Here is a 13928-nt window from a genome sequence, read left to right on the forward strand (position 1 = left end):
AAAGATCAGGAGGAATATTTAAAATGGCAGTAAAGTATATTTTTGTGACAGGTGGTGTCGTATCCGGACTCGGTAAGGGAATCACCGCTGCTTCACTCGGCAGATTGTTGAAGGCACGCGGCTACAAGGTTACAATGCAGAAGTTTGACCCTTACATCAATATCGACCCCGGAACAATGAACCCCGTTCAGCACGGTGAAGTTTTCGTTACCGAAGACGGCACTGAAACTGACCTTGACCTTGGTCACTACGAAAGATTTATTGACGAGAATCTTGATAAAAATTCCAACGTTACAACCGGTAAGATTTACTGGTCCGTTCTTCAGAAAGAGCGCCGCGGAGATTACGGCGGACGCACAGTACAGGTTATCCCTCATATCACAAATGAGATCAAGAGTAAGTTCTACAGGAACTTCACAGATGATGAGACACATATCGCGATCATCGAGGTCGGCGGAACAGTCGGAGACATCGAAAGCCAGCCTTTCCTTGAAGCAATCAGACAGTTCCAGCATGAAGTAGGTCATGAGAATGCTATGCTCATCCTTGTTTCTCTCATTCCTTATCTTCGTGTTTCTCAGGAGATCAAGACAAAGCCTACTCAGTCAGCTGTTAAGACTATGCAGGGAATGGGTCTTCAGCCCGACGTTATCGTATGTCGTTCAGAGATAGCTCTTGACCAGGATACCAAGGACAAGATTGCACTCTTCTGTAACGTACCCAGCAATCACGTTCTTCAGAACCTTGATCTTGAGTATCTCTATGAAGCTCCGCTTGCAATGGAAAAAGAGCACCTTGCTCACGTTGCATGTGAATGCCTCGGACTTGAGTGCCCCGAGCCTGATCTTACAGACTGGAAGGCAATGGTTGATACTCTTTACTCACTCAGCCACGAAGTTAAGATCGCACTTGTCGGAAAGTATACACAGCTCCACGACGCATATATCAGTGTTGTTGAAGCTCTTAAGCACGGCGGTATTTCTAATCAGACAGCCGTTGATATTAAATGGGTAGATTCTGAAGAGGTTACAGAAGACAATGTTGCTTCTATTCTCTCAGATGTTGACGGTATCATTGTTCCCGGTGGTTTCGGCGACCGTGGTATCGAAGGAATGATCCACTCTATCAAATATGCCCGCGAGAACAACGTTCCTTTCCTTGGTCTCTGCCTTGGAATGCAGCTTGCTATCATCGAGTTTGCAAGAGACGTTATCGGATACAACGACGCTCACTCAATCGAATTTGAGCCTAACACAACTCATCCGATGATTGCTCTTCTTCCCGATCAGAACGGCGTAGAGGATATCGGCGGAACACTTCGTCTCGGTTCATATCCTTGCGTACTTGATAAGGATTCAATGGCTTACAGACTCTTTGGTTCAGAGAACATTACAGAACGTCACCGTCACAGATACGAAGTAAACAACGATTACAGAAGTGTTCTTGTAAGTAACGGAATGAAGCTTTGCGGATTGTCACCTGACGGACGTATTGTTGAGATGATCGAGCTTCCTGAAAACGATTTCCATATCGCTACACAGGCTCATCCCGAACTTAAGTCTCGTCCCAACAGGCCTCATCCTCTTTTCTCAGGCTTCATAAAGGCTTCCCTTGAGCATGAGAAAAAGAACAGCTGATAATTAAAATGTAAAAAATATAGAGCTATGGTTTTCGTAATGAATAACCATAGCTCTTTTTTATTTCTAAAATTCTTATTCAGCTGCAGCATCGATTGCGAGCTTCACAGCACCCATGATTCCCTGATCGTCGTTAAGACTTGCGGGAACAATGTAATTATCTATATCAGCAAGTTCTTTGGTATTCAAATATCCTCCGAGCTGCTCAAGTGTCTTTTTCCTGATAAGCGGGAAGAGTTTCTCCTGATGCATAACTCCGCCGCCAAGGATTATTATCTGCGGGCTGAGCACGAGTATTAACGAAGCCAGCGCCTGAGCGATATAATAGCTTTCCAGCTCCCATACCTTGTCATCTCCGGATAATTCAACTCCTTTTTTGCCCCATCTGTCTTCTATTGCAGGGCCTGCAGCCATTCCTTCAAGGCAAGTACCATGAAATGGGCAATGTCCTTTATAAGTATCGCCTTCGGCAGCAACCATTCTCATGTGACCGACTTCAGGATGGAGCATTCCATGAAGGAGTTTGCCGTTAGACATGATTCCGCCTCCAACTCCCGTTCCGATCGTGATGTAAAGAGCATCAGTCTTGCCCTTTGCACAGCCCCATGTAATTTCTCCAAGGAGCGATCCGTTAACATCTGTATCAAAGCCAATCGGTACATTAAGCGCTCTCTTAAATTCACCGACTATATCATAATTTGCCCACAGTTTCTTGGGTGTTGTCGTAATATATCCATAAGTTTTTGAATCTTTATTAAGATCGATAGGACCAAAGCACGCGATTCCAAGTGCTTCTATATCCTTGCCCTTAAAGTACTCCAGCATCTTAGGCATTGTCTCCTCTGGAGAAAGGGTCGGGAAAGTTGCCCTATCAAGTATTTCGCCATTTTCGTTTCCAATAACACATATCATTTTGGTTCCGCCTGCCTCAAGACCACCATATAACATATGCGTTTACCTCCTAGATAAGTTCTTTACTCCGTAGCGGAGCATATTTTATATCATAGAGAAGCCATTTCCTATGATATAAAAAGGCGCCGAGAAAAAATACTCTCGGCGCCATTCATTATAAGTCTGTATTCAAATTTCAAATTAAAGCTGAGGGCCTGCAGCAACAAGTGCCTTACCGTCTGCATTTCCTTCATACTTCTTGAAGTTCTTGTTGAATCTCTGTGCAAGATCCTTTGCCTTCTCTTCCCACTCAGAAGCGTTAGCATATGTATCTCTGGGATCAAGGATTGCAGGATCAACTCCGGGAAGTGATGTAGGAACTTCGAAATCGAAGATCGGGATCTTCTTTGTCTCAGCCTTGTTTACATCACCGTTAAGGATTGCATCGATGATTCCACGAGTATCCTTAATAGAGATTCTCTTACCTGTTCCGTTCCATCCTGTGTTTACGAGGTAAGCCTTAGCTCCGCTCTTCTGCATCTTCTTAACGAGCTCCTGAGCGTACTTTGTAGGATGAAGCTCAAGGAATGCCTGTCCGAAGCAAGCTGAGAATGTAGGTGTAGGCTCTGTGATTCCTCTCTCTGTTCCGGCAAGCTTAGCTGTGAAACCTGAAAGGAAGTAGTACTGAGTCTGCTCAGGTGTAAGGATTGATACAGGAGGAAGTACTCCGAAAGCATCAGCTGAAAGGAAGATAACGTTCTTCGCATCAGGACCTGCAGAAACCTTGTTAACCTTCTGAACGATGTTTTCGATGTGGTTGATAGGATAAGATACACGAGTATTCTCTGTTACGCTCTTATCTTCGAAATCGATCTTTCCGTCAGCAGCTACTGTTACGTTCTCAAGAAGAGCATCTCTCTTGATAGCGTTGTAGATATCAGGCTCAGAATCCTTATCAAGTCCGATAACCTTAGCGTAGCAACCACCTTCGAAGTTGAATACACCGTTGTCATCCCAACCGTGCTCGTCATCACCGATGAGGAGTCTCTTAGGATCTGTTGAAAGTGTTGTCTTACCTGTTCCTGAAAGACCGAAGAAGATAGCTGTGTTCTTACCTTCCATATCTGTGTTAGCTGAGCAGTGCATAGAAGCCATGCCCTTAAGAGGAAGGTAGTAGTTCATCATTGAGAACATACCCTTCTTCATCTCTCCGCCGTACCATGTGTTGATGATAACCTGCTCACGGCTTGTGATATTGAATGCTACACATGTCTCAGAGTTAAGTCCAAGTGCCTTGTAATCCTCAACCTTTGCAAGTGAAGCGTTGTATACTACGAAATCAGGCTTGAAATCTGCAAGCTCTGCATCTGTAGGCTGGATGAACATGTTCTTAATGAAGTGAGCCTGCCAAGCAACCTCAACGATGAAACGAACTGCCATACGAGTATCTTTGTTTGCACCGCAGAATGCGTCTACAACGAAAAGTCTCTTATTGCAAAGCTCGTTCTTTGCGATCTCTTTAACCTTAGCCCATGTCTCTTCTGTCATAGGGTGGTTGTCGTTAGGATACTCCTCTGTTGTCCACCATACAGTGTCCTTAGAATTCTCATCCATAACGATATATTTATCTTTAGGTGAACGTCCTGTGTAGATACCTGTCATAACGTTGACAGCACCAAGTTCTGTGTCCTGTCCTTTCTCATAACCTGTAAGTTCAGGCTTTAACTCTTCTTCATATAAGCACTCATATGAAGGGTTATGAACTATCTCAGTTGTTCCTGTGATACCATACTGACTTAAATTAATCTCTGCCATCTGATTTGACCTCTCTTCTTTTATTTTTGATCTTATGTAATAAATTGTACTCTCTTTTCAATCATCTTTTGAAAAGAAAACAAATTATGACCGATACTTCTTTTATACTACAAAGTCTATCTTTTAACAAGAATTTAGCACAAAAAAAACAAAGTCGACTGAAAAATGCTATGGCTTATTTCTCGTTGTTTTCCAAAAGAGCCTGATATATCTCGCGTTTTCCGACTCCTCTGTCCGCAGCAACTTTTTTCATGGCATCTTTATGAGAAAATCCCTCATCTTCATAATATTTCATATGATCTTCGATGCTCATTTCTTTCCAGCTCTGCCTCTTTTCTTCTTCCTGTTCCTCAAGACTTTTCCCTTCAAGAACAAGCACGTACTCACCTCTCGGTTCATTTTCTTTGTAAAAAGCAATTGCCTGTGCAAGTGTCGTTACGTTAACTTCTTCAAACTTTTTTGTAAGCTCTCTACAGATGCTGACTCTTCTGTCTCCGAGAGTTTCATAGAGGTCATCAAGAACCGCCCTGAGATGATGAGGCGCTTCGTATAATATGATCGTCCTACTCTCGGTTTTCAGATCTTCGAGAATCCTTTTTCTTGCTTTTTTATCATCCGATGCGGGTAAAAAACCTTCAAAACAAAATCTTCTCGTACTCAGTCCCGAAAGTGTAAGTGCCGTTATACATGCAGCCGGTCCCGGAAGAGAAGTTACGGGCACTCCGGCCTTATGACACTCAGCCACAAGCACTTCGCCCGGATCTGAAATAGCGGGCGTTCCCGCATCCGTTATAAGAGCAACATCTTTTCCCTGCTGCATCTGCTCGATAAGGTACTGAGCCTTGTCATATTTATTGTATTCGTGATAGCTTGTCATTTCGGTGTGGATATCGAAGTGATTAAGCAGTTTAATGCTGTTTCTCGTGTCCTCTGCCGCAATGAGATCTACCTGCTTAAGTGTGTCCAAAACCCTGAAAGTCATATCATCAAGATTTCCAATAGGTGTCGCACACAGATATAGTGTTCCGCTCATCCATATTTCCTTTTTGATGCTTTTATCAATATCCGTAGATGTCGAATATTTCTTTTGTGTATTTGCCCTGTTCTTCGTAGATTATGAGAGGACTCTCAACTTTTATCCTTGATTTTCCTCCCCTTACTCCTTCTATGAGAACCATGCTGGGCTCTTTGTCTATAAAAGGATGGACCATCCTCATTCTCTTTGGTTCCAGCTTATATTCGTGCATTGTGACCATGATCTCCGCAAGTCTGAACGGTCTGTGTACCATGTAGAACTTGCCGCCGGGCTTAAGGCATTTTGCCGCCGCTGCCACTACATCTTTTAACTCACACAGAACTTCGTGTCTTGCTATCGCTTTCGGCCCGTCCGGATTCTGCAGTCCGTGCCCGCCGATCATGTAAGGCGGATTACTTGTCACAACATCAAAAGAAGCAGCTCCGAATATCTGACCTGCCTCTTTAATATCGCCTTGAATTATTTTCACCCGATCTCGGAGGTCGTTTAGTTCAACGCTTCTGTCCGCCATCTCAGCGCTTTCAGGTTGAATCTCCAATCCTATAAGTTCATTTGCCCTGGTCTTGGCTGCCATCAATATCGGTATTATTCCGGTTCCGGTTCCAAGGTCAAGCACTCTGCCATTTTCCGGTGCATCCGCAAATCCCGACAATAATACCGCATCCATTCCAAAGCAAAATTTTTCGGGATCTTGTATTATCCTATAGCCGTTCCTTTGAAGATCATCCAGTCTTTCTCCGGGTTTAAGATTAATTGTCCCCAAGTTTTGACTTTCCTTCCTGTTTCTCTATGCGCTCAAGCTTCTCAAGCTCTTTGACATCCTCATCTTCACGGTGATTGTCTTTTGCATTATTCTTTTTCTTCTGTCTCTTCTTGGTGTACTCGATCTCATCAAGCTTATAATCGTGTACTTCCTTCTCGTCGTCGACATCTACAAGGAGCTTTATCGTCTGGCGAAGGATATTAACACTCGCAACTTCACCCTCGTATCCGTCCTTCGTCTTGCAGAAGTCACCGACTCCGGGCATCATGCGGTTAAGCTCTTCGTATACATCCTCTTCGTTTTTAAGACAGCACATAAGTCTTCCGCAAACTCCGGAAATCTTGGTCGGATTAAGGGAAAGGCTCTGCTCTTTGGCCATCTTGATCGAAACGGGCACGAAATCGGAAAGGTAAGTGTGGCAGCAAAGTGTTCTTCCACAAATACCGTAACCACCGATAATCTTGGTCTCGTCTCTTACGCCAATCTGCCTGAGCTCGATTCTTGTCTTAAATACAGCCGCGAGATCTTTTACCAGCTCTCTGAAATCTATTCTGCCGTCCGCAGTAAAGTAAAAGAGAATCTTGTTATTATCAAAAGTGTACTCAGCGTCTATGAGTTTCATCTCAAGATTGTGCTTCTTGATCTTCTCAAGACAGATCTTGAATGCCTCTTTCTCTTTTTCCCTGTTGGCCTTCTCCTGCTCGTCGTCTTTGGTACTTGCTGTTCGAAGCACCGATTTAAGCGGTTTGACAACCTCGCTGTCTTCCACCTCTCTGGGCTCTCCAACTACTGTTCCGTACTCAACTCCACGGGCTGTCTCTACGATTACGTGATCGCCTTTTTTGATCACATACTTTCCCGGTGAAAAGAAATATATCTTTCCGGCTGTTCTAAATCTAACGCCGATTACTCTTGTCATAAATGTACCCCTTAATTGCAATGAGCATAAGCTCAAGTACAAGATCTATATTAACATTGGAGTTTATGCGATTTCTCGCTTGATCCATTGTTTTTATTATTTCGTTCAGTTTTTCATATGAAATGTTAACTGTAACACTTCTAATATACGACAACTTATCAGTGAAAATCAAGTGATCGGGATTCTCAGTCGCCTTGTAGACAAGCATATCCCTGAACAAAAAAACGAGAATATCCATAAAGTCTTCAAAGTTCTTTGAGTCGATTCCTTTTTTCGCTGTCTTGGCGTCTTCTTCCAAAGGCGCAAGCAGAGTATGCAGCCTGTCCATGATATCGTGGATCTCAAGCCGCTCTAACTTAGATATAAGCTCAATCGTGGAATCTTTAAGGTTTTCAAAACGCTCATTTGACGCAAGCTCCAACGCTTTTCCGACATTTCCCCTCGCAAAAGACGCACAGAGCATCGCCTTATAATCCACCACCTGACACTCTTCCATAAGATATTTCTTGATAGAATCGTCCTGAGCAGGCTTCATTGGCAGTACTATGCATCTGCTTATGATTGTCTGCAGAAAAGCATTGATATTGCTTGTAAGAATTATTATGACTATATATGACGGCGGCTCTTCAAGCGTCTTAAGAAGCGCATTCTGTGCTGCCGGTGTCATCTTTTCACCTTCCGGGATGATGTATACTTTGTGCTTACTCTCATATGGCTTTATGACAACATCATCGCGTAGTTTCTGTCTGATGTCATCTACACCTATACTTCCCGGCTTCTCGTGAGTTATCGTTATTATATCGGGATGGCTGTCACTTAGCGCCTTTACACAAGATGGGCATGTGTTACACGCTTCCGTGTATCCGTCCCGCTCTTCTCTGTTCTCGCACTGGAGTGCCTTGGCAAAAATTCTTGCCACAAATTCTTTTCCCGAGCCGACTTCTCCGGATATTATGTATGCATGAGATATTTTATCCGCCAAAAGAGCATTCTGCATGTGTTCTTTTAGCTGCCCCTGATCGATAATCTCGGAAAAATCCGCCATTTTCACTCCTCTTTAAGTAAATATGTCCAGCAATAACCCCTGTATCTGACCTATTTTTGCAAGTATCCCTATGTTGTCTTTTTCATCTTTAACAAGTTCTTTTGCCAAAGCATCAAGTTCGTCATCGACCTGTCTAATTATTCCGTACACGCGATGGCGTCCCTTTCTGTCCAGAAAGTTCTCACGTGAAAAAGCATGAGACCTTGATACTACTTCATTCATAAAATCTTTAATAAGAATCCTGTAACGCTGCATGTCTTTGATGTCGTTGCGTTTCGCAATTCTCTCGCCCTGTTGAACAATATCCTGCAACATAAGATTAAGCCTCTCCGCAAGCCCTGTATCTTCGAGCTTGGAAGTAAGCATAAACTTAAAATCGCCATTTGCTTCTTTGGGCTGTTCCGGCCCTGTAACCTGAGCTGTCTGACCGATATTGTTTACTTTGATATCCATGCCGCGCACCTCTTAATCCGGTATGCCGATACACTTACTATAGATTCAATGTTCCGGCATACTTATGCTTCTACATATATTTTATCGTATTTTCTGCGCTATGTATTCAGTAATTTCCTTAATACAGTCGTCAATCTCAGCATTGTTCTCAAAACGTTTTTCTATCTTCGCTTCCGACAGCTTTGTTTCGCTAAAATCTTCTTCATCCGCAAGGAATCTTCTGCACATCTCGTCATATCTGGGATTTTCCTGCTTATCCTCGCGATGCATTGCGCGCTCAAGCCTTGTTCTTGCGTTTGTGTCTATGTAAACAGGCACCACATTTTCTTTTCCAAAATAATCTCTTATGTAGCAATAGGACTCAAGTGTCCCGATTATCAGATAGTCTCCGTCACTTAGGTCAATCTGTCCGTCATCAGCCGTAAAATATCTCCAAATGCCACATTTGGTGTCGTATGCGCGCTCTTCGATTATCTTGTTATCTGCCTTAAGCTTCTTATACTCTTCTTCATTTTTGAAAAGATACTGAACACCGTCCGTTTCTCCCTCACGCATGGGTCTTGTAGTGTACGAGACAACTTTTTTCAGATTGATCTCATCTTTTCTCATGAGTTCGCGGTAGATAGTGTCTTTTCCCGACGAGCTTTTCCCCATTAAAAGAAATATTTTTCCCATCAGAGCTCCTCAACACGTATCATATTGGTTCTTCCGGGTATTCCGAGAGGTACACCCGCAGTAAGTACTACTTTATCGCCTTCCTTGAGAAGTCCTGCGTTCTTTGCGGAATTGATTGCTTCTTTAAAGAGTTCGTCTGTTGTATCTTCCTGTCTGATGTGAAGAGGTGTAACTCCCCACATGAGGTTAGTCTGTCTGCAAACCGTAGGTTTAGTTGTGCATGCGATAATCCTGCAGCTTGGCTTATATCTTGATACCATTGCTGCTGTAAATCCAGACATTGAGACAGTAAGAATTGCGTCTGCACCAACTTCAGTCGCGATGTTACATGTCGCATGTGAAATAGCTGTTGTAGAATCGGAAGGAGCATAGTCTCTCTTTTTAAGTCTTCCGACGTAGTCAATATCCTGCTCGGTACGCTCTGCGATTCTAGCCATTGTCTTTACCGCTTCTACAGGATAATCTCCTGAAGCAGTCTCACCTGAAAGCATGATTGCTGTTGTTCCGTCATATATAGCATTCGCAACGTCTGTTACTTCCGCTCTTGTCGGTCTGGGATGATGGATCATGGAATCAAGCATCTGTGTTGCTGTGATAACATATTTACCCTTTGATTCCGCAAGCTTTATCATCTCTTTCTGGATAACCGGAACATCTTCAAAAGGAACTTCTACACCCATGTCTCCTCTTGCAACCATGATTCCGTCTGCTGTATCAATAATTTCCTCAAGGTTATTAATACCCTGTGTACTCTCAATCTTTGCAATTATCTTCATGCAGCTGTTCTTTGCGTCAAGGATTTTTCTTACATCAAGAACGTCCTCTTTTGTTCTGACAAAAGAAGCCGCAACAAAATCAAATCCCTGGTCACATCCAAACTCGATATCACTTCTGTCCTGCTCACTAAGATATGGCATTGTGAGCTTTGCTCCGGGCACATTTACGCCCTTTTTATCGGATATAGGTCCGCCGTTTACTACGGTACAGATGATATCTTCTTTTGTTACTTCATCAACCTTAAGCTCAATAAGTCCGTCATCAAGAAGGATTGTCATTCCCTCTTTGCAATCGGATGTAAGCTCTTTATATGTAATTGAAACTTCGTCCTTAGTTCCGGCAACTTCCCTTGAAGTCAGAGTGAACTTTTGGCCTGCAACAAGTTCCTCTTTGCCGTTGGCAAAATCTTTGAGTCTTATTTCAGGTCCCTTTGTATCAAGCATAACTGCTATAGGGAGATTGAGTTCATCACGAAGTTTCTTTATTCTGTCATATTTTCTCTTGTGCTCTTCATGTGATCCGTGAGAAAAATTAAAACGTGCAACGTTCATACCCGCAAGCATTATCTCACGTAACTTATCCTCATTCTCACTTGCCGGTCCGATTGTACAGATTATCTTAGTTCTGCGCATGTAATTCCTTTCTTGCTTTCCAAAAATAGTTCGCCATTTGTATATTACTTTATTGTTCTTACGTAAAAGCCCGTCCCACGGGGCTCTGAAATCACGCCTTGAACATTTAAGTCTTCTTCAATATATCCGCAAATATCCTGAATAAGTTCCTCTGAAAACTCTTCTCCCGGCACAATAAGCGGAATTCCGGGCGGATAAAGATTTATAAAATCTCCGGCCACTTTTCCTTTTGCCTCTTTAAGCAGAGTTTCCTCAGTAGGTCTATCCCATGCTTCGCTTAATTTCATTATAACATGGGGATATTCTGTTAATCCTTTTTTACAAATTGGATCATTTACAGATGTTCCGGTATTTATCTTAGTTTTCTGGATTTTTTCATCTAGTTCCGAGACTGCTTCTATAAGCCTGTCGATACCTTCAGTCGTATCCCATCCTGACAAAATGGCAAGCGCAATTTTATCTCCCGCCATCTCAAGTTGAAGATTATATTCCTCCCGAAGTATACCATATATCTGCTTTCCTGTCATTGTCCCGCTACTATCACAGATCACAACTTTGGCAGGATCGTCTATTGTCTCACGGCTGGGTATTACAATATTCTTAAGCGATCTTGTCTTGCCGGATATCCTGTTTCTGTAGTCCAAAAGAGCTTCTATATAGCCATCTCCGTTTTCCTCCATCTCCTGCATGCAAAGGTCTATGGAAGACATCAAAACATATGACGGGCTACTTGTCTGATATATTCTCAGGTACTTCTTTACTTTATCAGCCAGCTCCTCATTCTCAGAAATATGTATGAGCGAAGTCTGCGTCATTGACGGAAGAGTTTTGTGGACACTGTGGATAACTATGTCTGCACCAAGACTAATTGTGTTTTCAGGAACAGAATCATACTCTCCGTCTTTGTCATATTTTTTCCCAAATCCAAAATGCGCACCATGCGCAGAATCCACTATTAGCGGGATTCCTCGCTTATGACAGGCATTTGCAATTCCTTCTATGTCCGAGCATCTGCCTTCATATGTGGGCGATGTAATAAACACCGCTTCAACCTTTTCATCAAAAAAGTTTTCCACATCCTCTTGTGTATAAGTGCCCGGAATTTTAAGTTCATCATCGGATTTATCGGGAAGATATTTGATATCAAGCTCTCTTAGAAATGCCGCATGATAAAAAGATTTATGACTTCCTCTTGCGGCAAGAATTGTTCCACCCTTCTTTACAGCCGCTGAAACAGCCGCAAGCACGCCTGCCGTACTTCCATTCACACAAAAGTACGTCCTATACGCGCCATATAGCCTGTTTGCACGTTCTTCAGCCTTGAGGATGATTCCCTCTTCATCATGAAGATTATCAAAGTCATCAATTTCTGTAATATCACAACGAAAAGCACCCTTTAACGGGGTGCTCTCAATTTTTCTTTTATGTCCGGGCATGTGAAAAGGATACTGCCCGCTCTCTGAAAGCTCAATGAGCTTACTATAAAGATTCTGCATAGTCGATTGCGATTATTCCCTTCTTTAACTTGAGCGTCTCAAGCGTAGAAGCATATTTGTCCGCAATGCAAACTATCCATCCCTCTCTGCATCTGGGCGGATTAATTGTAAGCGGCCACATATGCTTTTTAATTATATCTTTCTCTCTCTTTGAAAGATTATAGTCCTTTACTGCATTCTTAAGTGCTATACCCGGATGATAGAATCCGTGTAACTTAGGGTGAATATTTCCCGGAGCACTTCCATCATGCCAATCATACAAGAAATAATCATGTAAAAGAGCTCCTCTGACAAGAGATCTAAGGTCTGCTCCCGTATTAAATCTTGCATCAAACTTAAGTGCGCAAAGCGCCACATGAATACAATGCTGATAAACAGTCACATCACCGTGCTGTATAAATTTCGTCAGTTGCAAATATCTCTGATCACCTAAAAGCTCACTACCATATTTTTTTAGTAAAGAAAGAATCTTAGGGTCATTCTCTAATTGATCTAATATATTTGGATCAAAGTTCTCCTCGTTATATTCCTTTATGTCGAGAACTGTCTTAATTGCTATCTTATCGTTTTCGTTAAGCTTAAACATGTAACTCCTTGGTAAAACTACTTCTATAACTGTAATACTTTATATATAACTCGTAAAATAATATTATTTATCTTAGCACAAAAAGAAGAAAAAAAAATAAAATCTAATGAAATACGTAAAAAAACTCAGTAAACAATATAGTTAACTGAGTCAAGATAAAGCATATTTAATTAATAAAAAAGATGCCTAGAGTCGGAATCGAACCAACGACACGAGGATTTTCAGTCCTCTGCTCTACCAACTGAGCTATCTAGGCATGTAGTAGCGGGGACAGGATTTGAACCTATGACCTTCGGGTTATGAGCCCGACGAGCTTCCAGACTGCTCCACCCCGCGTCATTATAAAAATCCGTACCTCGTACGAATCGTATTGAATTGGGATTCACACTAAACTCGATAATACCTCATTAAGTGTTCACCCATGGCTCGCACTAAACTCGTACACTCGTTAAGTGCTCTGCACAAATGGATGGCGGTGGATTCGAACCACCGAAGCAATTTGCAGCAGATTTACAGTCTGTCCCCTTTGGCCACTCGGGAAGCCATCCATATAGAGCCGATGAGCGGACTCGAACCGTTAACCTGCTGATTACAAATCAGCTGCTCTGCCAATTGAGCCACATCGGCTTACACACACGAATTGTGTAAGAAGAAAAATGGGACCTACAGGGCTCGAACCTGTGACCCTCTGCTTGTAAGGCAGATGCTCTCCCAGCTGAGCTAAGATCCCGTTCTCTTTATTCAAACAATATTTAGTTTGAGCGACCCGAAGGGGGTTCGAACCCCTGACCTCCGCCGTGACAGGGCGGCGCTCTAACCAGCTGAGCCACCGGGCCATATTATTTAAGGTTTTGTACCTTCAAAACCGAACACTGAACTATCTTTTCCAGATTCATCTATACACCTATCTTTTGGATAAGCCCTCGACCTATTAGTACACATCAGCTGAACATGTTACCATGCTTACACCTTGTGCCTATCTGACCTCGTACTCTACAAGGGGTCTTACTGCCAAAGCAGGGATATCTCATCTTGAGGGGGGCTTCACGCTTAGATGCCTTCAGCGTTTATCCCGTCCGGACGTGGCTACCCAGCCTTATGCATCTGGCGATGCAGCTGATACACCAGCGGTCCGTCCATCCCGGTCCTCTCGTACTAAGGACAGCTCCTCTCAGATATCCTACGCCCGCGCCGGATAGGGAC

General features: G+C 42.9%; 12 protein-coding genes, 6 tRNA genes and 1 rRNA gene. 1 reads left to right on the forward strand and 18 read right to left on the reverse strand.

What is annotated here, in order from left to right:
- Positions 1 to 23 precede the first annotated feature (23 nt).
- Positions 24 to 1637: a CTP synthase gene (locus BM398_RS13340; RefSeq protein WP_092338202.1), complete on the forward strand. Its 1614-nt coding sequence runs from the start codon at positions 24 to 26 to the stop codon at positions 1635 to 1637.
- Between the two features lie 75 nt (positions 1638 to 1712).
- Here the strand turns inward: BM398_RS13340 and BM398_RS13345 are convergent, their stop codons facing one another.
- From BM398_RS13345 to BM398_RS13430, 18 genes are all read right to left on the reverse strand, one after another.
- A complete protein-coding gene (locus BM398_RS13345; protein WP_092338204.1) occupies positions 1713 to 2585 on the reverse strand; it encodes an ROK family protein in 873 nt (290 codons plus the stop codon).
- Positions 2586 to 2729: 144 nt separating this feature from the next.
- The gene (gene pckA, locus BM398_RS13350; RefSeq protein ID WP_092338206.1) at positions 2730 to 4343 is read right to left on the reverse strand and encodes a phosphoenolpyruvate carboxykinase (ATP); all 1614 of its coding nucleotides are present in this window, start codon (positions 4341 to 4343) and stop codon (positions 2730 to 2732) included.
- A 175-nt stretch (positions 4344 to 4518) separates the two neighbouring features.
- Positions 4519 to 5376 carry a 16S rRNA (cytidine(1402)-2'-O)-methyltransferase gene (rsmI, locus tag BM398_RS13355; protein WP_026667993.1) on the reverse strand — a complete coding sequence of 286 codons (858 nt, stop codon included), beginning with the start codon at positions 5374 to 5376 and terminating at the stop codon, positions 4519 to 4521.
- Positions 5377 to 5401: 25 nt separating this feature from the next.
- Entirely contained in the window at positions 5402 to 6142 is a 741-nt protein-coding gene (locus tag BM398_RS13360) for a tRNA1(Val) (adenine(37)-N6)-methyltransferase (protein ID WP_092338208.1), read from the reverse strand.
- A complete protein-coding gene (locus BM398_RS13365; protein ID WP_092338210.1) occupies positions 6129 to 7061 on the reverse strand; it encodes a PSP1 domain-containing protein in 933 nt (310 codons plus the stop codon). The genes BM398_RS13360 and BM398_RS13365 overlap by 14 nt, the downstream gene beginning before the upstream one ends.
- Positions 7039 to 8106 carry a DNA polymerase III subunit gene (locus tag BM398_RS13370; protein ID WP_026656203.1) on the reverse strand — a complete coding sequence of 356 codons (1068 nt, stop codon included), beginning with the start codon at positions 8104 to 8106 and terminating at the stop codon, positions 7039 to 7041. The genes BM398_RS13365 and BM398_RS13370 overlap by 23 nt, the downstream gene beginning before the upstream one ends.
- 12 nt (positions 8107 to 8118) lie before the next feature.
- A complete protein-coding gene (locus BM398_RS13375; RefSeq protein WP_026656205.1) occupies positions 8119 to 8559 on the reverse strand; it encodes a YaaR family protein in 441 nt (146 codons plus the stop codon).
- 81 nt (positions 8560 to 8640) lie between these two features.
- Entirely contained in the window at positions 8641 to 9234 is a 594-nt protein-coding gene (locus BM398_RS13380; protein ID WP_092338212.1) for a nucleoside/nucleotide kinase family protein, read from the reverse strand.
- Positions 9234 to 10643 (reverse strand): pyruvate kinase, encoded by a 1410-nt coding sequence (pyk, locus tag BM398_RS13385; protein ID WP_092338214.1) that lies wholly within the window; start codon positions 10641 to 10643, stop codon positions 9234 to 9236. Before pyk ends, BM398_RS13380 begins: the two co-directional genes overlap by 1 nt.
- Before the next feature lie 44 nt (positions 10644 to 10687).
- The gene (locus BM398_RS13390; protein WP_092338216.1) at positions 10688 to 12139 is read right to left on the reverse strand and encodes an aminotransferase class I/II-fold pyridoxal phosphate-dependent enzyme; all 1452 of its coding nucleotides are present in this window, start codon (positions 12137 to 12139) and stop codon (positions 10688 to 10690) included.
- Positions 12123 to 12725 carry an HD domain-containing protein gene (locus tag BM398_RS13395; RefSeq protein WP_092338218.1) on the reverse strand — a complete coding sequence of 201 codons (603 nt, stop codon included), beginning with the start codon at positions 12723 to 12725 and terminating at the stop codon, positions 12123 to 12125. The genes BM398_RS13390 and BM398_RS13395 overlap by 17 nt, the downstream gene beginning before the upstream one ends.
- 183 nt (positions 12726 to 12908) lie before the next feature.
- Positions 12909 to 12981, reverse strand: a tRNA-Phe gene (locus BM398_RS13400).
- A 6-nt stretch (positions 12982 to 12987) separates the two neighbouring features.
- Positions 12988 to 13061: transfer RNA gene (locus BM398_RS13405), tRNA-Met, on the reverse strand.
- 130 nt (positions 13062 to 13191) lie between these two features.
- Positions 13192 to 13273 (reverse strand) — tRNA-Tyr (locus tag BM398_RS13410).
- A 6-nt stretch (positions 13274 to 13279) separates the two neighbouring features.
- A tRNA-Thr gene (locus BM398_RS13415) sits at positions 13280 to 13352 on the reverse strand.
- A gap of 30 nt (positions 13353 to 13382) precedes the next feature.
- A tRNA-Val gene (locus BM398_RS13420) sits at positions 13383 to 13455 on the reverse strand.
- A gap of 32 nt (positions 13456 to 13487) precedes the next feature.
- Positions 13488 to 13561 (reverse strand) — tRNA-Asp (locus tag BM398_RS13425).
- A 75-nt stretch (positions 13562 to 13636) separates the two neighbouring features.
- A 23S ribosomal RNA gene (locus BM398_RS13430) occupies positions 13637 to 13928 on the reverse strand; the annotation flags it as partial.

This window comes from Butyrivibrio sp. M55 (assembly GCF_900116865.1).
Classification (GTDB): domain Bacteria; phylum Bacillota; class Clostridia; order Lachnospirales; family Lachnospiraceae; genus Butyrivibrio.

Bases quoted from the DNA above. Each gene is read 5' to 3' on its own strand.
- BM398_RS13395 (WP_092338218.1), bottom strand. From the start codon at position 12,725: ATGTTTAAGCTTAACGAAAACGATAAGATAGCAATTAAGACAGTTCTC.
- pyk (WP_092338214.1), bottom strand. From the start codon at position 10,643: ATGCGCAGAACTAAGATAATCTGTACAATCGGACCGGCAAGTGAGAAT.
- BM398_RS13340 (WP_092338202.1), top strand. From the start codon at position 24: ATGGCAGTAAAGTATATTTTTGTGACAGGTGGTGTCGTATCCGGACTC.
- rsmI (WP_026667993.1), bottom strand. From the start codon at position 5,376: ATGAGCGGAACACTATATCTGTGTGCGACACCTATTGGAAATCTTGAT.
- BM398_RS13345 (WP_092338204.1), bottom strand. From the start codon at position 2,585: ATGTTATATGGTGGTCTTGAGGCAGGCGGAACCAAAATGATATGTGTT.
- BM398_RS13390 (WP_092338216.1), bottom strand. From the start codon at position 12,139: ATGCAGAATCTTTATAGTAAGCTCATTGAGCTTTCAGAGAGCGGGCAG.
- pckA (WP_092338206.1), bottom strand. From the start codon at position 4,343: ATGGCAGAGATTAATTTAAGTCAGTATGGTATCACAGGAACAACTGAG.
- BM398_RS13370 (WP_026656203.1), bottom strand. From the start codon at position 8,106: ATGGCGGATTTTTCCGAGATTATCGATCAGGGGCAGCTAAAAGAACAC.
- BM398_RS13375 (WP_026656205.1), bottom strand. From the start codon at position 8,559: ATGGATATCAAAGTAAACAATATCGGTCAGACAGCTCAGGTTACAGGG.
- BM398_RS13365 (WP_092338210.1), bottom strand. From the start codon at position 7,061: ATGACAAGAGTAATCGGCGTTAGATTTAGAACAGCCGGAAAGATATAT.
- BM398_RS13380 (WP_092338212.1), bottom strand. From the start codon at position 9,234: ATGGGAAAAATATTTCTTTTAATGGGGAAAAGCTCGTCGGGAAAAGAC.